Below are 21,117 nucleotides of genomic sequence, written 5' to 3' on the forward strand. Positions count from 1 at the left end.
TGGAATCGTGATGGCCAAAGGGGTCACTTCTGCGGGGGCGCAGCCTAGGGTCAGGGGGTGCGCGCCGTCCGGCGACGCACCGGAGATCAAAGGAGATTCATTCGTGAGCTCACGTACGCCACGGGGTTCGACCCCACGTCGTGCTCTCTCGGGTGTCGCCGTAGTGGCGCTGAGCGGGGCCATGCTGGGCCCGCTCGCCGCGTCCGCGGACGACGACGCCTACCTGGGTGCGGGGTCACCCGCACCGGAGAGCAAGATCCATGACGGCGCCCTGACCGGCGCCGACTTCGTGCCCAACAGCTACCTCGTCCAGCTGGCCGCCCCGGCGACCGCGGAGGGTGGCTCCGTCCGGGACATCCAGAGCCAGCGCGACCAGTTCCTGTCGCACGCGCAGTCGGCTGGTGTCTCGGTCGAGGTGACCAGCGAGTACGACACGCTCTGGAACGGCCTGGCAGTCACCGCGGACGCCGGCGCCCTGTCCTCCCTGGCGACCTCCGGCGTGGTCGAGGCGATCTTCCCCATGGGGCTCATCGACGCCCCGGAGCTGCCGGCCAGCAGCCACGCCCCGCAGATGCACTCCGCCGTCGGCATGACCGGCGTGGACCGGGCGCACGAGCTCGGCTACACCGGCGAGGACCTGCGGATCGGCATCATCGACACCGGTGTCGACTACGACCACCCCGACTTCGGCGGCGGCGGCACCCCCGGCGGTGACACCTTCCCGACCGAGCGCGTCGCCTACGGCTACGACTTCGTCGGCGACACCTACAACGCCGACCCCAGCGACACGGCATACCAGCCGATCCCGATGCCCGACGAGGACCCGGACGACTGCCAGGGTCACGGCACCCACGTGGCCGGCATCTCCTCGGCCGGCGGCGAGGTCGTGGGTGTGGCCCCCGACTCGATCATCGGTGCCTACCGCGTCTTCGGCTGCGCGGGCTCCACCACGGCCGAGATCATGCTGCACGCCATGGAGAAGTCGCTCGAGGACGACATGGACGTCGTCAACCTCTCCATCGGCTCCGCCTTCTCCTCCTGGGCCGAGTACCCGACCGCCCGGGCCACCGACGCGCTGGCCCGCGAGGGTGTCGTCGTGGTGGCCTCGATCGGTAACTCCGGGGCCAGCGGCCTCTACTCCAGCGGCGCCCCCGGCGTCGGCCGGGACACCATCGGTGTCGGCTCGGTCGACAACGTCACGGTGCGGGCCAACGCCTTCCTGGACGAGGACGGCGAGCCGGTGCCCTACACCGGGAGCTCCCCCGCGCCCGCCCCGCCCACGGAGGGCACGGCTCAGCTGCTCGCCTTCGCCGAGCCGGGCACCCCCGAGGCCCAGCACTGCGAGCCCTTCTCCGAGGAGGAGGCTGCGCAGATCGAGGGCAACTGGGTGCTCGTCCAGCGCGGTGAGTGCACCTTCCACATCAAGGCGCTCAACGGTCAGAACGCCGGCGCGGCCGGTGTGGTGATCTACAACAACGCGCCCGGTGCGCTGAACGCCAGCGTCGCCGGCGACCCGCCGATCACGGTGCCGGTCATGGGCGTCATGCAGCAGGACGGCAGCCGGCTCGCCACCGAGGCGCTCGCCTCGGACGGCATCACCATCACCTTCACCGACGAGCAGGCGGAGTCCCCGAACCCCACCGGTGGCCTGATGAGCGCGTTCAGCTCCTTCGGCACCACCGCCGACCTGATGTTCAAGCCGGACGTCTCCGCCCCGGGTGGCTCGATCTACGCGCCGTACCCGCTGGAGTCCGGTGGCTACGCCACCCTGTCCGGCACCTCGATGGCGGCCCCGCACGCGGCCGGCGCCGCGGCGCTGCTGCTCGACGCCCACCCCGACCTCACCGTCGAGGAGGTCAAGCTGCGGCTGCAGAACTCCTCCGTCCAGGTGGGGCTGAGCATCGCTCCCACCGCGGGCCTGGAGGTCGTGCACCGCCAGGGCAGCGGCTTGATCCAGGTCGACCGCGCGATCGAGGCCGACATCACCGCCGAGCCCGGTCTGGTCCAGCTGGGCCAGCAGCTCGCGGGTGAGACATCCACCAACACGGTGACGGTCCACAACCACACCGACGAGGACGTCACCTACGCGGTCTCGCACGCCCCGGCCACGGCCACCTCCGGCACCGCCAACGTCTTCGGCTACTGGCTGGTCGCCGCCGAGGTGGACCACCCGGAGAGCCTGACCGTGCCCGCCAACGGCACGGCCGAGCTGACCTTCGCCGTCACCTCCCCCTCGCTGGCCGAGGAGGAGGAGATGGACCCGACGTTCGGTGGCTACCTGCACCTGACCGAGGGTGACGACAGCCCGGCCTACTCGATCGCCTACGGCGGGTCTGCCTTCGACCTGCAGGACATCGAGGTGCTGGCCGACATGATCGACGCCGAGGGCAACGTCGTCCAGGAGCTCCCGGCCCTGGTCACCGTCGAGTCCTGCGGGTTCTGGGACGGCATCAACTGTGTCGACCCCGAGGTCGTCTACGACCCCGTCGACGAGGACCACGTCTTCACGATGGAGCAGGGCGAGCGTCCGGTCTTCGCGATCCACTTCGAGCACCAGGCCCGCAACATGACCTGGGAGGTCTTCGCGGCCAACGAGGACGGCACCGCGGGCGAGTCCCTCGGCACCGTCTCCTCGGTGGACTACCTGGCCCGCAGCTCCAGCCGTAACGCCATCACCGGTTACGCCTGGGACGGCATGGTCATGACCGAGGACGGCGCCCGCGAGCGGCTGCCCTCCGGTGACTACGTGATGCACATCGACGTCACCAAGGCCAGCGCCTGGAACGACGACCGCGAGCCCGGCGTGGAGTCCTACACCAGCCAGGCGTTCGCCATCGACTGGTCCGACGAGGGCCTGGTCGACTCCCCGGTCGTCACCCGCATCGAGGGTCACAACCGGTACGCCACCGCCGCCGAGCTCGCGGTCTCGCGCTTCGAGCCCGGTGTGCAGACGGTGTTCCTCGCCAACGGGCTGGACTTCCCGGACGCCGTCGCGGGCGGTGCCCTCGCGGTGGCCGAGGAGGGCCCGGTCCTGCTCACCCGTGCGGACGAGCTGCCCGGCTCGACCGCGATGGCGCTGCAGGACCTGGCGCCGGAGCGGATCGTCGTGCTCGGTGGTGACGGCGTCGTCTCCGACGACGTCATGGACGAGCTGGAGGACTACGCCGACGACGTCGAGCGCGTCGCCGGCCTCGACCGCTACCGCACGGCCGCCAGCATCTCCCAGCAGTGGGAGAGCTCGGACATCGTGCTCCTCGCCAGCGGTATGGACTACCCGGACGCCCTGTCCGCGGCAGCCGCTGCCGGCGTGGAGGGTGCCCCGGTCCTGCTGACCCGTCAGCACGGGCTGCCCGGCGCCACGATGAACGAGCTCGAGCGGCTCGACCCCTCGACCATCTTCGTGATCGGCGGTGACGCGGCCGTCTCCGACGACGCCGCCGACGAGGCCTCGGCCTACGCCGACGACGTGGTGCGTCTGGGTGGCAAGGACCGCTACGTGACCGCCTCCACGGTGGCCCAGGAGTTCTTCTCCGGCCCGGTCGCCGAGGCCTTCCTGGCCACGGGTCGGGACTTCCCCGACGCTCTCGCTGCAGCCCCGGCCGCCGCGATGAACGGCGGCCCGGTCCTGCTGACCCGTCCGGACTCCGTGCCGGCGGCGACGATGACCGCGCTGAACGAGGTGCGTGCCCAGGCCGTCACCCTCGTGGGTGGCTTCGGTGCCATCTCCCTGGCGGTGCAGGAGGGCCTGGGTGAGCACGTCTACCCGTGAGGTCTGACCGCAGGGTCTGACCGCGAGTCTGACCCGAGGACTGACATCACTGGGTGACCTGCTCGACAGGTAGCTCGACGGGAAGCCCCCCGGACCAACCGGTCCGGGGGGCTTCCTCGTGCCTGCCCGCCGACGCGCCTGCACGTCGAAGCGGTCCGCGCTCCGGTGCGGTCAGCGCAGGTGCTGCGCGAGCAGGCTCAGGCCCTCCTCGCCCAGCACCTCGCCGGGCAGCAGCGGCACCTCCTGCACCGGCTGGTGGGGCAGGGCGGAGGTGAGCTGGTCGACATACCCCTCCTCGACCTGGCGGCGCGCGGCCAGCAGGTCACCGGCGTCGGAGGGGGACCGCTTGTTGATGACCAGCCCGCCGACGTGCATCCCCGCCCGACGCAGCTGCTCCTCCAGCTCGATGGTCTCCAGCACGGGCAGCCGCTCGGCCGCGAGCACGATGACGAAGGCCGCCCGGTCCGGGTCCTGGAGCACCTCGCGCAGCGCCCGGAACCGCTCCTGCCGCCGGTCGAGGACGGCCCGGATCTCGGCGTCCCGCCGGGCCCGCCGGTCGCTGACCCCCGCCTCCCGACGCGGGTCGCTGACCCCCGCCTCCCGACGCGGCGCCCGCCTCGCCCCGACGATGTCGACCGCCTGCTGCTCGCCGGGGTCGGTGCGCCCCTCCAGGCCGCGCAGGGCGGCACCGAACCGGGCGGAGCGGTCCTGGCGCCGCAGCAGCCCCTCGGTCCACGCCTGCATGAGCTCCGGCAGGGCCATCAGGCGTGAGGTGTGGCCGGAGGGGGCGGTGTCGAAGATGATCAGCTCGTCCGGCGTCCGCTGCTCGACGACCTCGGCGACCCGTTCGAGCACGGCGGCCTCGTGGGTGCCCGGTGCCTCGCGCGCCAGCTCCAGGTGCTTGCGCACCTCGCCCTGCAGGTGCTCGGGCATCAGCCGCTCCATCGTGGCCCGGACGGCCCGGAGGTGCTCGTCGGTGGTGCGGGCCGGGTCGATCTCCACGCCGCGCAGCAGGGGTGCCAGCTCGACCGGCGTGTCGCCGACCCGGCGCTGCCACAGGTGGCCCAGGTTGTGCGCCGGGTCGGTGGACACCACGGTCGTCCGCCGCCCGGCGCGGGACTGCGCCAGCGCCAGCGCGGAGGCGACGGCCGTCTTGCCCACGCCGCCCTTGCCGCCGACGAAGAGCACCTGGCGGGTGGCGGCGAGCTCGGTCAGGGTGCTCATGCAGGTCCTCGGTCTCAGGCGCAGGGTTTCGGGGCGGGCTCGTCGGGCAGGGTCGTGGGGCAGGGTCGTGGGCGTCCGCTCGGGAGCGGCTCAGCAGCAGGAGAAGTGGTCCAGCGGGCTGCGGTCCAGCCCCATCCGCCGGTGCCAGTCGTGGAACTGCTCGTAGACCACGGGCAGCAGCTCGACCGTGTAGTAGCTGGCCGGGTTGGGCACGCCGAGCGCCTCGGCCATGACGATCACCAGGAACAGGTCGTCCTCGTCCTGCCGGGCCCGGGCGAAGGTCTTGCGGTAGGGGCCGACGTAGAACTCCCGCAGCCCCGCCGCCACCTCGGCGAGGCGGCTGCGGGGCTGCGGGGTGTCGCTCATCCGACCAGGGTATGCCGTGCCCCTCCCGGCCGGTGCCTCGCCGAGGCGGGGCGGGGCGGGGCTGCGGCCGGAGGGGTGGGTCGGTCAGTCGCGCGTCGGCGGCTGGTCGTCCCGGCGGTGCTGGTCGGGGCGGCCGGGGTCGGTGCCCTCGTGCGGCACGGGGCCCTGGCCCCCGATGGCGATCTGCGCGGCGCTGAGCTCCCGGAGCTCTGCGTCGTCGTCCCCGGGGTAGTCGCGGGCGGTCCGCATGGCCAGGAGCGCCTCGACGATGACCCAGACGGCGGCCACGATGATGACGACGTCGATGATGAGGAGCAGCCAGTTGCTGGTCTCCCAGAAGGTGCCGAGCTGGATGACCGCGGCGTAGAGCGTCATGAAGGCGACGAACGCCAACGGGATGAGCGCCGGCAGGGCCGAGCGCCGGCGCCGCATGAGCATGATCGCCAGGATCGACAGGGTGAGCGCGGCCATCAGCTGGTTGGTCGTGCCGAACAGCGGCCAGATGAGCAGACCGCCCGAGCCGTCGGCGCCGGAGCCGAAGGTCAGCGCGAGCGCGATACCGACGGCGATGACGGTCGCCACGATCTTGTTGAGGGAGACCCCCGCGATCTCGCCGATCTCCTGGACGACGAAGCGCTGCAGGCGCACACCGGTGTCCATCGTGGTCGCCGCGAAGAGGATCGCGGTGGTCGCCATGATGGTCGCCGACAGCGACTGCGGCAGGCCGATCCCCGACTCGACGATCGCGGCGCCACCGTTGACGAAGGCGACCACGCCGCCGTCGTTGAACTTCTGGTAGACGGCCTCCCAGTCGGCCAGGGTGGCGAAGCCGGCGGTGGTGGCGATGATCGAGCCCAGGGCCAGCAGGCCCTCGCCGACGGCTCCGAAGTAGCCGACGAAGCGGGCGTCGCTCTCCTTGTCCAGCTGCTTGGAGCTGGTGCCGGAGCTGACCATGCCGTGGAAGCCGGAGATGGCGCCGCAGGCGATGGTGACGAAGAGCAGCGGGACGATCGAGGGAGTGCCCTCCGGCGGGGAGGAGTTGTACATCGGGGCGACGATCTCGGGGCGGGCGATGAGCACCGAGACGTAGAGGATGCCCAGGGCGATGAACAGCTGCAGGCCGTTGATGTAGTCACGCGGCTGGAGCAGCATCCACACCGGCAGCATCGAGGCGATGCCGGCGTAGATGAACAGCAGCAGGATCCACATGGAGCGGTCGGGCAGACCCAGGACCGTCTCGGGCAGCGCGATCGGGTTGTTGTCACCGACCCAGATGAGCGCGTAGAGCGCGACGACGCCGACGACCGAGACGATCGGCAGGTTCCAGTTCAGCCGGTAGATGGCCTGCCCGATGAGCAGCGCCACCACGAGCGCCCCCCAGGTCGGGATGACGGCGGTCGGCGTGGAGACCAGCAGGTTGGCGATGACGACCGAGAAGGCCGCGTTGACCATGAGCAGCAGCAGGAAGATGACGACCAGGAAGAGGTTGCGGCCGCGGGCGCCGATGTAGCGCCCGGACAGGGCGCCGATCGACTGGCCCTTGTTGCGGATGGAGGCCCACAGGGCACCCATGTCGTGCATGCCGGCGAAGAAGACGGTGCCGATGGTGACCCAGAGGAAGGCGGGCAGCCAGCCCCAGATCACCGCGATGGCCGGGCCCACGATGGGCGCGGCACCGGCGACGGAGGTGAAGTGATGGCCCCACAGGACGTACTTGTTGGTCGGGACGTAGTCGACGCCGTCCTCCAGCTGGTGGGCCGGGGTCGGGATGGAGTCGTCGAGGGCGTAGATCTTCTCCGCGAGGAACTTGGAGTAGAGGACGTACCCCGCGACGATCATCACCACGCCGATGAGGGCGAGAGTGAGCGAGTTCATGGCAGTTCTCTCCGTGAGGGGGCATGGGTGCGACGCCTCGACGGTAGCGGTCGCCGACAAGACGGTCCGGCCGGCGCCGAGATCGTTACCGAGTTGTAACTTCAACCACTTCTGTCACATGCGTCTCAGCCGACCGGCACCATCCGGATGGTGCCCAGGCTCGTCCGGGCCCGGAGGGTATGCGGTGCGTCCGGGTCGCGGACGACCCGGATGTCCTCGTCGCCGCCGCTGGTGTCGCTGTCCACGGCGTAGGACACCCCGCCCGGCACCTCGAGGCGCACGTCGCCCAGGCTGGCGGTCGCCGACACCAGGTCCGGCGGCACCTCCGCCTGCACCCGGATGGTGCCGAGGCTGGCCTCGGCCAGGACCGTCTGCGGGGTGCCGCTCACCCGGATGTCGCCCAGGCTGGTCTGCACCTTCACCTGGCCAGGGGCGCCGGCGACCGTCACGTCGCCCAGGCTGCTGACGACGGTGACGTCCCCGGTGGAGACGACGTCCACGTCACCCAGGGAGGCACGCACCTCGACGGCGGTGCCGGCCGGCACGGACAGCCGGATGTCCGCGGTGCAGTTGCCCCAGTTGCCGTCCGGGCACGGCGCGGAGACGAGCAGCCCGCCACCGGGTCCCTCGTCCACCCGCAGCTCCGGCTCCCGGAAGGACCACCGTGAGTGGAGGGTCACGGTCGGGGTCTCCCCGGTCCGGAGCTCCCGCACCACGACGCCGCCGCGACCACCCTCGACCAGCACCGTGCCGGCCTGCTCCAGGGTGTCCAGGGCAGCGGCCTCCAGCACCTCCACGCTCGTCGCCTCCTGCCGCGCCATGCTCGGCACCAGGGACAGGCTCGACCCGGTGATCATCAGCGCGGCGACCAGGGCACCGACCCCGCGGAGCACGGCATACCCCTGCCGGGAGCCACGCACCTGGGCCGGGGGAGGAGGCTGCCCGCCCCGTGCCGCTGCGTGCGCGCCCGGGCGTCCGCTCGGGGTCCGCTCAGTCACCGCCGTGCTCCAGCCACTGGAGCACGGCGAGCACGCGCCGGTGGTCGTCACCGGTCGGGGGCAGCTCGAGCTTGGTGAAGATGGAGGAGACGTTCTTCTCCACGGCGCCCTCCCCGATCCACAGCTCGCGGCTGATCGCGGAGTTGGTCCGACCCTGTGCCATCAGCCGCATGACGTCCCGCTCCCGCGGGGTGAGCCGCTCCAGCGGGTCGATGTTGCGGGCCCGCGACATCAGCTGGCCGATCACCTCGGGGTCGAGGGCGGTGCCGCCGCCGGCGACCGTGCTCAGCGCCTCCACGAACTCGCTGGTGTCCGCGACGCGGTCCTTGAGCAGGTAGCCGACCCCGCGTGGTCGCCCGGCGAGCAGCTCGGTGGCATAGCGCTCCTCGACGTACTGGCTGAGCACGACCACCCCGGTCTGGGGCAGCTCCTGGCGCACCACGAGCGCCGCCTGCAGGCCCTCCGCGGTGAAGGTGGGCGGCATGCGGACGTCGACCACGACCAGGTCCGGGCGGTGCTCCCGCACCGCGGTGAGGAAGCTCTCGGCGTCAGGGCAGGCGGCGACCACGTCGAAGCCGGTCGCGGTGAGCAGCCGGACGATGCCGTCCCGCAGCAGCACGGAGTCCTCGGCGAGGATGACGCGCAGGGGCCGGGTCTGGCCGTCGGCCCCCTCCTGGCTGGCGAGGGGGTGCTGGCCGGTGGGGCGGCCCTGGCCGGTCGATCCGCCCTGGCCGGTGGGTCGGTCGGCGTTCGGGTCTGCGGTCATCGCGCTCCTCCGGCCAGGCTCAGCGGCAGAGTGATGGCCACGGTCGTGCCGGTGCCGACCGGTGAGTGCACGTGCACCTGGCCGTCCACGGCGGCGACCCGCTGCCGCAGCCCGGTCAGGCCGCTGCCCGCGCCGACCACGGCACCGCCCCCGCCGTCGTCGGTGATGGTGACGGCCAGCAGGTCGCCGTCCAGGCCGCGGGCGGTGCCGAGCTCGACCGTGGCCCGGGAGGCGCCGGAGTGCTTGGCGACGTTGGTCAGCGCCTCGGAGATGCAGAAGTAGGCGATCGCCTCGACGGTCGGCTCCAGCCGTCCTCCGGGGAGCCGCGAGCTGACCGACACCGGCACCGGCGAGCGGTCGGCCAGGGCGGAGACGGCCGCGTCCAGCCCCCGGTCGGCCAGGATCGGCGGGACGATCCCGCGCGCGACCTGGCGCATCTCGGTGATCGCCTCCTTGCTGGAGGCGTGGGCCTCGTCCAGCAGGTCGCGGACCAGGCGTGCGGCTGCGGGGTCGTCGGGGTTGCGGTCGAGCGCGTCGCGGGCCAGCCCCAGGTTCATCGCCACCGAGACCAGCCGCTGCTGCGGGCCGTCGTGCAGGTCGCGCTCGATCCGGCGGCGCTCGGCCTCCACCGAGTCCAGGGTCTCGGTGCGGGTCGTGGTGAGGGTCTGCACCCGCTGGCTCATCGCCCGCAGCTGCGTCTGCGGGTCGGAGCCGATCAGCCACCGGGCCAGGGCCACGTCGACACCGGCGAGCCCGCGGGCGGCGGCGGGCAGGAGCACGAGCAGCCCCAGCCCCAGGCCGCACAGCACGCCCAGGGACAGCGGTCCGGTCGAGACCGGGATCGCCCACAGCACCCAGACGTGGGGCACCGACCAGCCCCACAGCGGCAGCGAGGCCAGGATGAACGCCTGCGCCGCCAGCGCGAGCAGGAGGCTGGCGCTGACGAGGCCCCACAGCGCATGCAGGCCGGCCCAGCCCAACGACTTCAGCCGCGGCTGGTCCAGGCCGAGGGTGCGCAGCCACGGCGGCGCGGACGACGGGGGTGGGTCACCGATGTCGATCCCGAGAAAGGCTGCGATCCGGTGCCGTTCGAGCCGTGCCAGACCCCAGGCGCCCCAGATCGCCGGGGTGAGGAGCAGCACGCCCACGCCGACGGCCGGGAGGGAGAAGAAGCCGCCGATCGCGATCGAGACCAGCACGATCGCGACGATCGCGGTGAACAGGCTGGTGAGCACGTGCGCGACCGACCACAGCGCGGTCACGCTGCGCCGGCGCCAGGACGCCGTGCCCTGTGGGTTCGGTGGCGCGCTCGATGCGTCAGGGGCGCCAGGGGCGCTGTCCTCCTGCCCGTCCCAGCCCTCGGCGGGCCCGGTCAACCTGGGCAGGGCAGGAGGGCCCTGCATGGGCAGCCCTGGGGCCGCGTAGGGGGTTTGCCCGCCGGACGCGGGAAGCACGGTGCTGCTCATGCTCATCACCGTAGTCACCCGGTTGTCAGGGGACAGAACGTTCACCCCCGGCCCGGTGGGGGGATATCCCCCGTCGTCCGCCGCCTGCGCCCCTGCGGTGCCTGCCGGACGCCCCCGGGCCCACCGGTGTGCGGGCATTGGGGGAAGGGCGCGCTGGGCCCGTGACTTCCCGCGCGCCCTTCCCAGGGTGCAACCCGCCCCCCGGTGGTCGCGACTACGGAGGGAGGATCTCTCTCCGTGTGCGGTGCCAGCCGGTGCACCTGGACCGTTCGGCCGATTCTGTGGGAACAGATCCGACCTTCGGTGGCGGTCACTCCCCACTGTAGGTCGGGCTTCACCAACTCGGGGTATGCAACTGGTAAGGACTTGGTCAAGTTTTCCCGCGCTCATCTCCAGCACCCGCGCCAACCGTCAGCGCCCTCGCCGGGCAGGTCGGACGGGGCTGGTGCAGACTCCCGAGGTATGCAGCTCGCCCGCGTCATCGAGACCTCCGCCGCGGTCGCTGCCACCCGGTCGCGGACGGCCAAGACAGCGCTGCTGGCCCAGGCCCTGCGCGAGGCGGCAGACGCCTCGTCGGCACGGCTGGTCGAGGTCGTGGCCGACTACCTCGCCGGCACCCTGCCGCAACGTACCGTCGGTGTCGGCTGGCGCGGCCTCAGCACGCTGCCCGACCCCGCGCCCGAGTCGACCATGGCCGTCCTCGAGGTGGACGCAGCCCTGGAGGACCTGCGCGCCCTGAGCGGGACGGGCTCCGCCGCGGCCCGTGCCGCGGCGGTCGACACGCTCTTCGCCCGCGCCACCGAGCCCGAGCAGCGCTGGCTGGTGGGCCTCATCACCGGCGAGCTGCGGCAGGGGGCCGGCGACGGCGTGCTGCTCCCGGCCATCGCCCAGGCCGCCGACGTGCCCGAGACCCTGGTGCGACGCGCAGTCATGCTCGCCGGCTTCCCCGGCCCGGTAGCCAGGGCGGCGCTCGCCGGCGGGGCGGACGCCCTGGAGGCGATTCGGCTGGAGGTGGGCCGACCGCTACGCCCGATGCTCGCCGGCTCGGCCCCGGCCGTCGAGGATGCGGTCGACGGCTCGCGGGAGGTCGGCGTGGAGACCAAGCTGGACGGGATCCGGCTGCAGATCCACCTGGCCGCGCGGCCCGGAACCCCCGACGCCGCGCAGGGGCCCGTGGTGCGGCTCTTCACCCGCAGCCTGGAGGAGATCACCGACCGCCTGCCCGAGGTGGTCGAGGCCGTCCGTGCGCTGGACGCGACCACCGCCGTCCTGGACGGGGAGGTCATCGCCCTCCAGGACGATGGGCGCCCGCACCCGTTCCAGGTCACGGGGGCACGCACCGCCTCCAGCGCCGACCCGGAGGCGCTGGCGCGGAAGACCCCGGTGACGACATACCTCTTCGACCTGCTGCACCTGGACGGACGGGACCTGGTGGACGAGCCGGCCCACGAGCGGTGGGCGGCGCTGCAACGGCTCGCGCCGGGTCTCGGCGTGGACCGTCTGGTCACGACCGACCCCGCAGCCGCCCGGACCTTCTTCGCGGACGTCCTGGTCCGCGGGCACGAGGGCGTCGTGGTCAAGGACCCGGCGGCTCCCTACGCGGCGGGTCGGCGTGGCGCCGGCTGGGTGAAGGTGAAGCCGCGCCGGACCGCGGACCTGGTCGTCACCGGCGTGGAGTGGGGCAGCGGGCGCCGGCGGGGGTGGCTGTCCAACATCCACCTCGCCGCCCGCGACCCTGCGACCGGGGAGCTGGTGATGGTCGGCAAGACGTTCAAGGGCATGACCGACGCGCTCCTGGCCTGGCAGACCGAACGCTTCCTCGCCCTGGAGACGGGACGTGACGGGCACGTGGTGCACCTCCGTCCCGAGCAGGTCGTGGAGGTCGCCTACGACGGGGTGCAGACCTCCCGGCGGTACCCCGGCGGCATCGCGCTGCGCTTCGCCCGGGTGCTGCGCTACCGGGACGACAAGGGGCCCGAGGAGGCGGACACGCTCGACGCCCTGCGGTAGGGGTGCGGCGCCTCGGGGTCAGTCAGCGGGTCAGCGGTCCGCGGCCTCGACCGTCGGCACCGGTCCCGGGTCGACGTCGGCCCCCCTCAGGACGGTGCGCTCCTCGGGGATCGGCAGGGTATGGCGGACGGGTGGCTCGGTCCGGAACTCGCCGGGCCGGATGTCCTCGTGGATCGGCAGGGTATGGCGGACGGGTGGCTCGGTCCGGAAGTCGCCGGTCCGGATGTCCTCGTGGATCGGCAGGGTGTGCCGGACGGGCGGCGGGACGACCCGGAAGCAGCCGGGGCGGAGTTCCCGGCGGATCGGCAGGGTCCGGCGGATCGGTCCGACCTGCCTCGGGTCGAGCAGGACGCGGTCGCCACGGATCGGCAGGGTGTGCCGGATGATGCCGCTGGCGACCAGCTCGCGCCACACCTGCGAGGGCACCAGGCTGCGCAGGAACTCCGGGGCCGTGCCGTGGGGGAACATCGCCTCCAGGTCGTCGCGGACGTGCGCGAGCCGGTCGTGGCAGCGCTGGTCCTGCGCCTCGAGGTCGTCGACGTGCTGACGGATCAGACGCTCGCGGTCGTCGTCCACGGGAAGGAGCTCCCGCCACGGCTCCACGGCGGGGCCGCCGAGGCCGGACGGCAGACCCGCCCCTGCCGAGTCGCCCGGCTGCACGGGCAGCCCGACGACCGGGTCGCGGGGGTCGGCGCCGAAGATCGGCGTAGGTCCCCCGGGTGAGCCGAGGCGGGGACCCGGGCCGGAGTCATCAGGGCCTTCGGCGAGCAGCTCGACCAGCCGAGGACCGTGCCAGGACATCGCCGCGGACAGCTCCAGCAGGGCCGACCCGGCCGCCTCGCAGCAGTCGGCGAGGCGGGTCAGCATGGTGCGGGTGGTGCTGGCGGCCTCCTCGGCCCGGTCGGTGACCTGACCCTGCCAGCCGAGGGCGGTGACCGCCGAGCCGAGGGTCGAGGCGACGGTGACCTCGACCCGGCCCAGGAGCGCCGCCAGCTCTCGCAACCGGTCCCCGGTGGCCCGCACGCCCGCCCCGTCGTGCAGCATCCAGGGGCTGACCAGCGGATGGGCCGGCATCACGCGTCCCCCGTCGCCCTGGCGGTGCGCTCGGCCAGCTCGTCCATCGCCGTGCCGACGACCCTCAGCTCCCCGCGCACCTGCCACAGCCTGCGGTCGACCAGGCCGCGGAAGGGGTAGAGGGCGCGCAGGGTGCGGGAGCCCTGCAGCTCGGCCGCGGCCTCGTCCCACCCGGCGCCCCGGCCGGCACCCTCGACGTCCGTCCCCGCGTCCGCCACCCGGCGCGCTGCCTGCCTCGTGGCCTCGATGTCGATGTATGGCATACGGCTCCTCTTCGGTCCCCCGGGTCCCCTTGGTCCCGTTCCCTCCGCCCTCGCGGCCTGTCCACCCTAACCGGCACCGCACGGTGCTGTCCTGCTCCGGCCGACTCGAGCCGACTCGAGCCGACTCGAGCCGACCATCGCCACCTCACCTCGCGCTCCTCCGCCCGGCTGCCTGCCTTGCACGGCACCAGCACCCTGCCTAGCCTCGACACAGTTCAGCCACACGGGACGGAGCGAGGGTATGGGCGGTCGACGCGCGTTGGTCACCGGGGCGACCGGCTACGTGGGCGGGCTCCTGGTGCCCAGGCTCCTGCAGGAGGGCTGGTCGGTGCGGGTGCTCACCCGGAACGCCGACCGGCTGCCCGCCGCCTGGCGGGACGACGTCGAGGTCGTGGAGGGGGACGCTGGTTCCGCGGACGACCTGGACCGCGCCCTGGCCCCGGAGGGTGAGCACGCCCTCGACGTCGCCTACTACCTCCTGCACAGCATGGACGGCGACGGCGACTTCGTGGCCCGCGACCGCCGCCTGGCCCGCAAGTTCGGGGCCGCCGCCCGCCGAGGTGAGGTCCGCCGCCTCGTCTACCTCTCCGGTCTGCACCCGGACGGCACGCTCTCCGCGCACCTGGCCTCCCGCGTGGAGGTCGGGCGGATCCTGCTCGGCAGCGGCGTGCCCAGCGCCGTCCTGCAGGCCGCCACCATCATCGGCGACGGTTCGGTGTCGTTCGCGATGCTGCGGCACCTGACCACCCGGCTGCCCGTCATGGTCGCCCCCCGCTGGCTGCGCAACCGGATCCAGCCGATCGCCATCGACGACGTCCTGCACTACCTCGTGCGGGCGGCCGAGCTGCCCCCCGAGATCAACCGGACCTTCGACATCGGCGGCCCCGACGTCCTCACCTACGAGCAGATGATGCAGGTCTTCGCGCAGGAGACCGGACAGCGCCGCCGGCTGATCGCGACCCTGCCGGTGCTGACCCCGCGCCTGGCCAGCCACTGGGTCGGCCTGGTGACGCCCGTCGACGCAGGGGTCGCCAAGCCGCTCGTCGGCTCGCTGGTCCACGAGGTGGTCTGTCGCGAGGACGACATCCTCGCCCTGGTCGGCCCGCCCCCCGGAGGCCGGACGGCATACCGGGACGCGGTGCGGGAGGCCATGAGCGAGGCGGCGCCGGACACCGCCCTGCGGCGGCTCGGCCAGACCGCAGCTGCGGTGACGGCGACCTCCGTCCTCGGCGGCCTCGCGACCGCGCCCGACAACCGGTGGTACCGCCGTCTGGACAAGCCGGCGTGGCAGCCCCCGGCCGCGGCCTTCCCCATCGTCTGGGCGACGCTGTATGCCGACATCGCCCTGGTCTCCGGGCTCACCCTCGACGATCTGGACCGGCGAGCGGCGGGCGAGGGCGGGGACGCCCGGCGGGCGGACCGGAAACGGCGGGCCTACGAGCGCGCCCTCGGGATCAACCTGGCCCTCAACGCCTCCTGGAGCGCCAGCTTCTTCCGTGCCCGCCGGCCCGCCCTGGCCGCGGCGCACAGCGCGGCGCTCGCCGTCAGCGCCGCCGACCTGGCGCGTCGCGCCGGCCGGGTGCGGGACACCCGGGGCTGGGCTCTGGCCCCGTATGCCGCGTGGTGCGCCTTCGCGACCGTGCTCTCGGGCGAGCTGGCCCGGCGCAACCGCTGACGCGGGGGCTCAGGCCTGGCGGCGCCGGTCTGCGAGGCTCCGGGCCACGTCGACGGGGTCGCCCTCCAGGAGCGTGGCACCGAGGCGGTCCGCGACCTCCCGGGTGGCGCCGGCGCCGGCGACGATGACCTGTGCCCTGGCCAGCGCGGTGGTTGCCGCCTCGGGGAGCTCGGCCAGGTGGTCGGCCGCCTCCTCCAACGGCTGCGCACGCACGGCGGACAGCACCACGAGGTCGGGCTCGAGCGTCTGCACGGCGGAGCCGAGCGTGGACAGCGGGGTGTCGGCGCCGAGGTAGCGGACCCGCCAGCCGGCCCGGCCGAGGACCACGCCGAAGGCGAGCAGGCCGAGGTCGTGGCGCTCGCCCGAGGGGCAGGCCAGGACGGCCAGCGGGCCGGTCCCGGCGTCCCAGGCCAGGCTGAGGCTGGACAACCGGGTGCGGATGAGGTTGCTGGCGAAGTGCTCCTGGGCGACGGTGAACCTCCCGGCCGCCCACCGGTCACCGGTCTCGTGCAGCACCGGCATGACGATCTTCGCGATCGCGTCCTCCACCCCGAGGTGCTCCAGGGCGACATCCAGGATCGCCTGCGCGGCCGTGCCGTCGAACTCGCCGATCGCCTGCAGCAGCCGCTCACGGAGCCGGGAGACACCCCCGTCGTCGTCCGACCCGGCCTGGCCATCCTGGTCCGTCGCTGCGCCGTCGGTGCTGACGAGGTCGTCGAGCTCGGGCGGAAGCCTGCGCGAGGCCTGCAGCGCGGTCGCCGCTGCCTGCGCGGCGGGCATCCCCTCCTCCCGCAGCCGGGCGGTCTCCCGGACCCGCCACTCGTCCTGCGGCCCGTACATGCGGTACCCCCCCGCCGATCGGCTGGGGGTGAGCAGGCCGTAGCGCCGCTCCCAGACGCGCAGCACGTGCACGCTCACCCCCGTGCGGGCGGCGAGCTCTCCGATGCGCATCGTCGGTGGGGGCGTGGCCATGCCGTCACCCTACAACCTTGAACAAGCCGTGGACAGAACACTAGACAAACCCTAGACAGTTATGTCATGCTCCATCTCAGCGCCGGACACCGCCGGACTGATCCACCCTCACTTCGCACACCGCAGTAGCACCGAGGAGAAACCATGAAGCGCACCGCAGTTGCCCTCACCGGCGGGCTGGCCCTCGCCGTCACCGTCGCCGGCCCCGCGCTGGCCGACAACCACGAGTCGTCCGTCTCGGTCCTGCACGGGGTGCCGGGCCTGACCGTGGACGTCTACGTCAACGGCGAGGAAGCGATCCCGGACTTCGCGCCCGGCACGCTGACCGACCCGATGACCATGGCCGCCGGCACCTACGACATCGCCGTCTACCCCGACGGGGCGGACCCGGAGGCCGACGAGCCGGCCATCTCCGCCGAGGGCCTGGAGGTCCCCGGCGGCGCCAACCTCACCCTCGTCGCCCACCTGGCCGCGGACGGCACCCCCACCCTCTCGGCCTTCGCCAACGACACCAGCCAGCTGGAGGCGGGCGAGGCCCGGCTCACGGTCCGGCACGCCGCGGCGGCCCCGGCGGTCGACGTGCGGGCAGGCGGTGAGGCGGTCATCCAGGCCCTGGAGAACCCGAACGAGGAGGTCCTGGACCTGTCGGCGGGCACCGTCTCGGCCGACGTGGTCGCGGCCGGCACCGACACCGTCGTGCTCGGCCCCGCCGACCTGACGCTGACCGAGGGCACCAACACCATCGTCTACGCCTGGGGCTCGCTCGACGAGGACACCCTGGACCTCGCGGTCCAGACCGTCGACGGGCTGCACGGCGACCCGGGCGGGGTCCCCAGCGGCGAGGCCGGCCTGATGGGCACCAGCACTGCCGCCCTGTGGGTGCTTGCCGCGGCCGGTGCCGGAGGCGTCGCGCTGGCCGGCCGCCGGCTCGCGACGAACCGCTGACGAGAGGACCGAAGACGCAGTCACGACAGCAGTCACGACAATCGTCACAGTGGTGACGGCAGTGGTGACGGCAGCATGATGACGTCACCTGGCGGCCGCCGAGGGGAGCTCTCCCCTCGGCGGCCCCGGTGCTGAAGGAGGTCGGAGATGGACGGACGGACGCCGGTGCGCCGCCGGGTGTGGTGGGCGGTGCTCGCCGGTGGGTGCGCGCTGCTCGTGGCCGCGGCCGTGCTGGCCCTCACCGCCCGGGTCCCGGCCGACTTCAGCGCGAGCGCTGCTGTGGCGGATGGTGCCGCCGTGACGACCTCTGCTCCGCTCGGCGACGGCACCGCGAGGCCAGCCGAATCGGGAGACGGCACGGGTCGGGACAGCACGGGTGGGGAAGAGCCGGAGCAGGGTCTGGCCGCCACGTCGGAGGGCACCCGCACGGTGCCGCTCGTGCCGGCAGAGGCACGGCGCCCCGCTACGCCCCCAGAGCTTCCGGCGCCCTCACCGCCCGTCGGCCTGCAGATCCCGGCCGTGGACATCGCCGTGGACGTGGTCCCGGTGGGTGTCGACGACGACGGCCAGATGGAGATCCCGGAGAGCGGGTTCGACGTCGGCTGGTACCGCTACGGTGCTGCCCCCGGCCAGGACGAAGGCTCCGCGGTGCTGGCCAGCCACGTGGACACCCTCGCCGAGGGCAAGGGGGTGCTGGCTCGGCTCACGGACCTCCGGGCCGGTGACCTCGTCTCGGTGACCCTGGAGGACGGGAGCGTCCTGGACTACCGGGTGACCGGCCGGCGCACCGTGCCCAAGGCCGAGCTCGACGTCGGGACGCTCTTCGACCGGTCCGGGCCCGAGCAGCTGCGCCTGGTGACCTGCGGCGGACCCTGGCAGCCGCAGCGGTCAAGCTACCGCGACAACGTCATCGTCACGGCCGAGCCGGTCCCCGCGGAGTCGTGACCCGGCCGCATGAGCCGGCGGGCCACGCGAGGGGCGGCGGCACGGCATACCGTGAGGAGGTGGACGGACGCGGGCTGCGGTGGGACGAGCTGCGCCACTTCCTGCATGCGGCCCTCGTGCGCAAGGTGCCGCGCGACAACCGCGACACCCCGCGGGTGCTGCGCCGGCGGCGCCTCGTCTGCGCCCTGACCCTGGTCGTGGGCGCGGTCATCCTCGGCATCGGGCTCAACGTCCCCCCGGGGGAGCCCCTCTTCCTGCTGCTCACCGGGCTGCTCGCGCTGGTGTGGGCGGCGGGCGCGGCGCTGGCGGGGAGGATGCACCTGGGGCGGGCCTGGACGCGGGACGGGCGCCTGGCCAGGCCGCTCGTGCAGTCGCTGGCGCTGGGCCTGCTCGCCGTCGGGATCTTCTGCGCCGGCGCCGTCCTGGTGGCCCAGGTGCCGATGCTCCGTGACCCGGTGGACGCCGTGCTCGACCACGCCCGCTACGCCTCCCTGCCGGTCATCGTCCTCATCACGCTGGTCAACGGGCTGGCGGAGGAGCTGTTCTTCCGCGGGGCGCTCTACGCGGCGGTCACCCGACGACCGGTCCTGGTCACGACCGTCCTGTACGCCCTGGTCACTGCCGCCTCGGGCAACCTGATGCTCGTCTTCGCCGCCGTCGTGCTCGGGGTGCTCGTCGGGGCGCAGCGCCGGGTGACCGGCGGTGTGCTCGGCCCGATGGTCACCCACGTGACCTGGTCGCTGTCGATGCTCCTGCTGCTCCCGCCGTTGCTGACCGCGGTGGGCTAGCTGTCGGATGCGCCTCGGACGCGTCAGACCCCGGTCGGGGTCTTGGCCCCGATGCGGGTCAGCCAGCCGTCCGCCGCGCGCCGTCCGCTGACCATGGCGCCCTGCACGGACGCGGTGTCGACGTGGTCGCCGGCCAGGATCAGCCCCGTCTCCACCTCGAGGGCGGAGCGGTTGGTGAACGGGGCCGGCTGCTCGGGCTGGGCGTAGGGGATGTCGTGTCGGCGCACCAGCTCCCAGCGGGAGGTGTCGGTGGCGTAGATCTGGCTCAGGTGGGTCAGCACGTCGGCGTCGGGCACCGGGTCCTGCCCGGGCCGCAGCAGCGAGGAGGCCTGCACGAGGTGCCGCCCGACGGGCGCATAGCTGGGGGCGACGTTGGAGATCACCGCCGTGGTCACCACGGGCCCCACCTCGCGGTCGCACTGGTCCAGCACGATCGCCTTCAGGTCGGTGGGGGGTTCGTCCATCGCGTACCAGTGGGTGGTCACGCCCTTGCCGGCCGGCGCGGGCCGGCCGGTGAGCCGCTCGGCCGTCACGGGGTCGGTGGCGACGACCACCAGCCCGGCCTCGATCGTCTCCCCGCCCGCCGTGCGCACGCGGCCGCCGCTGGCCTCCACGACGGGGGTGTTCAGCTCGACCGGGGTCTGCAGTGCCGCCGCAAGCTGCTCGGGCAGCTGCTGCATCCCCTGGGCCGGCAGTGACGGGGTCCCTTTGAGGAACTTGCGGGCGAGCAGGAGGGAGAAGGCGTTGGAGGTGCGTCCCTCGTCCTCCAGCAGCACCCCGGTGAGGAAGCTGGTGACCACCTTGCGCAGCGGGCCGCTCAGGCCGGCCTGGTCGAGGGCCTCGCGGGTCGTCATGTCACCCTCACCGGTGACGATGTACTCCTCGCGCATGCCGGGGGCGTACCAGCGCGCCAGGGCCGCCAGGCTCGCCGGGTGCAGCTTGCCGGAGGCGAAGGTCTGGCGGATCAGCTGGGGCTCGCGGCGCACGTCAGCCAGGATGACCAGGTCGCCGTGGCGCGGGCTGCGGCAGGCGACCGCGTTGGTGAACGGCTGCAGGTCCAGGGCGTCCACGTCCACGATCGCCCGGATCATCGGGTAGGCGGGGTTGAGCACCTGGAACCCCCAGTCGACCAGGAAGCCGTCGACCTGGTCGGTGCGCACCCGGCCTCCGACGGCGTCGGAGGCCTCCAGCACACGGACCGGTACGCCCGCCTCCTGCAGGGTCAGGGCACAGGTGAGGCCGGCCATACCGGCTCCGACGACGACGACTTCGGCTCCAGGCATGGGGGACAGCCTAGGCGGCGCTCGGTGTTCCGTCCTGTCGGCCCCCGCAGGGGCGGTCAGCGCAGCTCGCGGGTGTGGTCCGGGAGCATCCCGTGCTCCATGCCCCAGCGCACGGCCTGGCTGCGGCGGGTCACCCCGATCTTGCGGTAGGCCGTGCGGATGTAGGACTTCACCGTGTTGATCGACAGGTAGGCCCGAGCGGCGATGCCCTCGTTGGTCATGCCCTGGGTGATCAGCGCCAGGATCTCCGCCTCGCGCGCGGACAGGCCGTGCTCCTTGCCGGGCCAGGTGCCGTAGGGCGTCTCGCCGCTGGGCTCGGGCCGAGGGGTGAGGGTGACCACCTCCCCGGCGGCGATCCGCTCGATCGCCGCCACCAGCTCCTCCGCGCCGGTGGACTTGTCCACGTAGCCGGCGCAGCCCCGCTCCAGGGCCTGTCGCACCAGCTCGGGCTGGGCGTTCCAGGAGTAGACGACGACCCGCCCGTTGGTGGGGTTCTCGACGATCCTGCTGATGTCCTCGGAGTCGGCCTGGCTCTGGGCGAAGGTGTCGTAGAGCGTGACGTCCACCGGGGTGACCGTGGCGGTGTCCACGTTGAGCTCGACCACCTGCACCCGGTCGGCGAAGGGGGCCAGCATGGCCTCCAGGCCGTGCACGACCACGTCATAGTCATCGCGGAGGGCAACGGTCACGGGACTCAC

General features: G+C 73.1%; 17 protein-coding genes. 6 read left to right on the top strand and 11 right to left on the bottom strand.

Translation table 11 applies throughout. The features are described from left to right. The first annotated feature begins 103 nt into the window (after positions 1–103). Positions 104–3,769, top strand: coding sequence for a cell wall-binding repeat-containing protein (locus ESZ52_RS00515; RefSeq protein ID WP_238154672.1), 3,666 nt, complete (start codon positions 104–106; stop codon positions 3,767–3,769). A gap of 171 nt (positions 3,770–3,940) precedes the next feature. Here the strand turns inward: ESZ52_RS00515 and ESZ52_RS00520 are convergent, their stop codons facing one another. From ESZ52_RS00520 to ESZ52_RS00545, 6 genes are all read right to left on the bottom strand, one after another. After that, positions 3,941–4,993: an ArsA family ATPase gene (locus ESZ52_RS00520; RefSeq protein WP_131103211.1), complete on the bottom strand. Its 1,053-nt coding sequence runs from the start codon at positions 4,991–4,993 to the stop codon at positions 3,941–3,943. A 90-nt stretch (positions 4,994–5,083) separates the two neighbouring features. After that, positions 5,084–5,359, bottom strand: a complete 276-nt coding sequence (locus tag ESZ52_RS00525) for a cory-CC-star protein (RefSeq protein WP_131103212.1) — start codon at positions 5,357–5,359, stop codon at positions 5,084–5,086. Between the two features lie 84 nt (positions 5,360–5,443). Continuing rightward, complete coding sequence (locus tag ESZ52_RS00530) at positions 5,444–7,234, bottom strand: carbon starvation CstA family protein (protein ID WP_131103213.1); 1,791 nt, start codon at positions 7,232–7,234, stop codon at positions 5,444–5,446. Between the two features lie 125 nt (positions 7,235–7,359). Continuing rightward, the gene (locus ESZ52_RS00535; protein WP_131103214.1) at positions 7,360–8,232 is read right to left on the bottom strand and encodes a DUF4097 family beta strand repeat-containing protein; all 873 of its coding nucleotides are present in this window, start codon (positions 8,230–8,232) and stop codon (positions 7,360–7,362) included. Then, positions 8,225–8,878: a response regulator transcription factor gene (locus ESZ52_RS00540; RefSeq protein ID WP_131106334.1), complete on the bottom strand. Its 654-nt coding sequence runs from the start codon at positions 8,876–8,878 to the stop codon at positions 8,225–8,227. The genes ESZ52_RS00535 and ESZ52_RS00540 overlap by 8 nt, the downstream gene beginning before the upstream one ends. A gap of 116 nt (positions 8,879–8,994) precedes the next feature. Beyond that, positions 8,995–10,464 (bottom strand): sensor histidine kinase, encoded by a 1,470-nt coding sequence (locus ESZ52_RS00545; RefSeq protein ID WP_181010061.1) that lies wholly within the window; start codon positions 10,462–10,464, stop codon positions 8,995–8,997. 462 nt (positions 10,465–10,926) lie between these two features. On the opposite strand from ESZ52_RS00545, the gene ESZ52_RS00550 reads away from it, so the two are divergent. Then, positions 10,927–12,474, top strand: a complete 1,548-nt coding sequence (locus ESZ52_RS00550; RefSeq protein WP_131103216.1) for an ATP-dependent DNA ligase — start codon at positions 10,927–10,929, stop codon at positions 12,472–12,474. 30 nt (positions 12,475–12,504) lie between these two features. Here the strand turns inward: ESZ52_RS00550 and ESZ52_RS00555 are convergent, their stop codons facing one another. Both ESZ52_RS00555 and ESZ52_RS00560 read right to left on the bottom strand, forming a co-directional pair. Continuing rightward, positions 12,505–13,548 (bottom strand): hypothetical protein, encoded by a 1,044-nt coding sequence (locus ESZ52_RS00555; protein WP_131103217.1) that lies wholly within the window; start codon positions 13,546–13,548, stop codon positions 12,505–12,507. Then, on the bottom strand, positions 13,548–13,811 hold the full coding sequence (locus tag ESZ52_RS00560; RefSeq protein WP_131103218.1) for a hypothetical protein: 264 nt from the start codon (positions 13,809–13,811) through the stop codon (positions 13,548–13,550). The genes ESZ52_RS00555 and ESZ52_RS00560 overlap by 1 nt, the downstream gene beginning before the upstream one ends. Before the next feature lie 241 nt (positions 13,812–14,052). Between ESZ52_RS00560 and ESZ52_RS00565 the strand changes: the two genes are divergently transcribed. Beyond that, positions 14,053–15,486: a tryptophan-rich sensory protein gene (locus tag ESZ52_RS00565; protein WP_131103219.1), complete on the top strand. Its 1,434-nt coding sequence runs from the start codon at positions 14,053–14,055 to the stop codon at positions 15,484–15,486. A 9-nt stretch (positions 15,487–15,495) separates the two neighbouring features. On the opposite strand, the gene ESZ52_RS00570 is transcribed toward ESZ52_RS00565, so the two are convergent. Continuing rightward, positions 15,496–16,458 (bottom strand): B12-binding domain-containing protein, encoded by a 963-nt coding sequence (locus tag ESZ52_RS00570; protein ID WP_131103220.1) that lies wholly within the window; start codon positions 16,456–16,458, stop codon positions 15,496–15,498. Positions 16,459–16,602: 144 nt separating this feature from the next. On the opposite strand from ESZ52_RS00570, the gene ESZ52_RS00575 reads away from it, so the two are divergent. The 3 genes from ESZ52_RS00575 to ESZ52_RS00585 all read left to right on the top strand — a co-directional run bounded on the left by ESZ52_RS00575 (position 16,603) and on the right by ESZ52_RS00585 (position 19,136). After that, on the top strand, positions 16,603–17,403 hold the full coding sequence (locus tag ESZ52_RS00575; RefSeq protein WP_131103221.1) for a DUF4397 domain-containing protein: 801 nt from the start codon (positions 16,603–16,605) through the stop codon (positions 17,401–17,403). A 147-nt stretch (positions 17,404–17,550) separates the two neighbouring features. Next, positions 17,551–18,348 carry a class F sortase gene (locus tag ESZ52_RS00580; protein ID WP_131103222.1) on the top strand — a complete coding sequence of 266 codons (798 nt, stop codon included), beginning with the start codon at positions 17,551–17,553 and terminating at the stop codon, positions 18,346–18,348. Then, positions 18,345–19,136 (top strand): CPBP family intramembrane glutamic endopeptidase, encoded by a 792-nt coding sequence (locus ESZ52_RS00585; RefSeq protein ID WP_337590182.1) that lies wholly within the window; start codon positions 18,345–18,347, stop codon positions 19,134–19,136. Before ESZ52_RS00580 ends, ESZ52_RS00585 begins: the two co-directional genes overlap by 4 nt. A gap of 23 nt (positions 19,137–19,159) precedes the next feature. Here ESZ52_RS00585 and ESZ52_RS00590 read toward each other — a convergent pair whose 3' ends face one another. Then, entirely contained in the window at positions 19,160–20,419 is a 1,260-nt protein-coding gene (locus tag ESZ52_RS00590; protein ID WP_131103223.1) for an NAD(P)/FAD-dependent oxidoreductase, read from the bottom strand. Between the two features lie 56 nt (positions 20,420–20,475). Then, positions 20,476–21,117: a response regulator transcription factor gene (locus ESZ52_RS00595; RefSeq protein ID WP_238154671.1), complete on the bottom strand. Its 642-nt coding sequence runs from the start codon at positions 21,115–21,117 to the stop codon at positions 20,476–20,478.

The organism is Ornithinimicrobium sufpigmenti, assembly GCF_004322775.1.
Classification (GTDB): domain Bacteria; phylum Actinomycetota; class Actinomycetes; order Actinomycetales; family Dermatophilaceae; genus Ornithinicoccus; species Ornithinicoccus sufpigmenti.

Excerpts from the sequence above, each read along its gene's own strand:
- ESZ52_RS00520 (WP_131103211.1), bottom strand. The coding sequence starts at position 4,993 with ATGAGCACCCTGACCGAGCTCGCCGCCACCCGCCAGGTGCTCTTCGTC.
- ESZ52_RS00525 (WP_131103212.1), bottom strand. The coding sequence starts at position 5,359 with ATGAGCGACACCCCGCAGCCCCGCAGCCGCCTCGCCGAGGTGGCGGCG.
- ESZ52_RS00530 (WP_131103213.1), bottom strand. The coding sequence starts at position 7,234 with ATGAACTCGCTCACTCTCGCCCTCATCGGCGTGGTGATGATCGTCGCG.
- ESZ52_RS00545 (WP_181010061.1), bottom strand. The coding sequence starts at position 10,464 with ATGAGCAGCACCGTGCTTCCCGCGTCCGGCGGGCAAACCCCCTACGCG.
- ESZ52_RS00550 (WP_131103216.1), top strand. The coding sequence starts at position 10,927 with ATGCAGCTCGCCCGCGTCATCGAGACCTCCGCCGCGGTCGCTGCCACC.
- ESZ52_RS00555 (WP_131103217.1), bottom strand. The coding sequence starts at position 13,548 with ATGCCGGCCCATCCGCTGGTCAGCCCCTGGATGCTGCACGACGGGGCG.
- ESZ52_RS00560 (WP_131103218.1), bottom strand. The coding sequence starts at position 13,811 with ATGCCATACATCGACATCGAGGCCACGAGGCAGGCAGCGCGCCGGGTG.
- ESZ52_RS00565 (WP_131103219.1), top strand. The coding sequence starts at position 14,053 with ATGGGCGGTCGACGCGCGTTGGTCACCGGGGCGACCGGCTACGTGGGC.
- ESZ52_RS00570 (WP_131103220.1), bottom strand. The coding sequence starts at position 16,458 with ATGGCCACGCCCCCACCGACGATGCGCATCGGAGAGCTCGCCGCCCGC.
- ESZ52_RS00575 (WP_131103221.1), top strand. The coding sequence starts at position 16,603 with ATGAAGCGCACCGCAGTTGCCCTCACCGGCGGGCTGGCCCTCGCCGTC.
- ESZ52_RS00580 (WP_131103222.1), top strand. The coding sequence starts at position 17,551 with ATGGACGGACGGACGCCGGTGCGCCGCCGGGTGTGGTGGGCGGTGCTC.
- ESZ52_RS00590 (WP_131103223.1), bottom strand. The coding sequence starts at position 20,419 with ATGCCTGGAGCCGAAGTCGTCGTCGTCGGAGCCGGTATGGCCGGCCTC.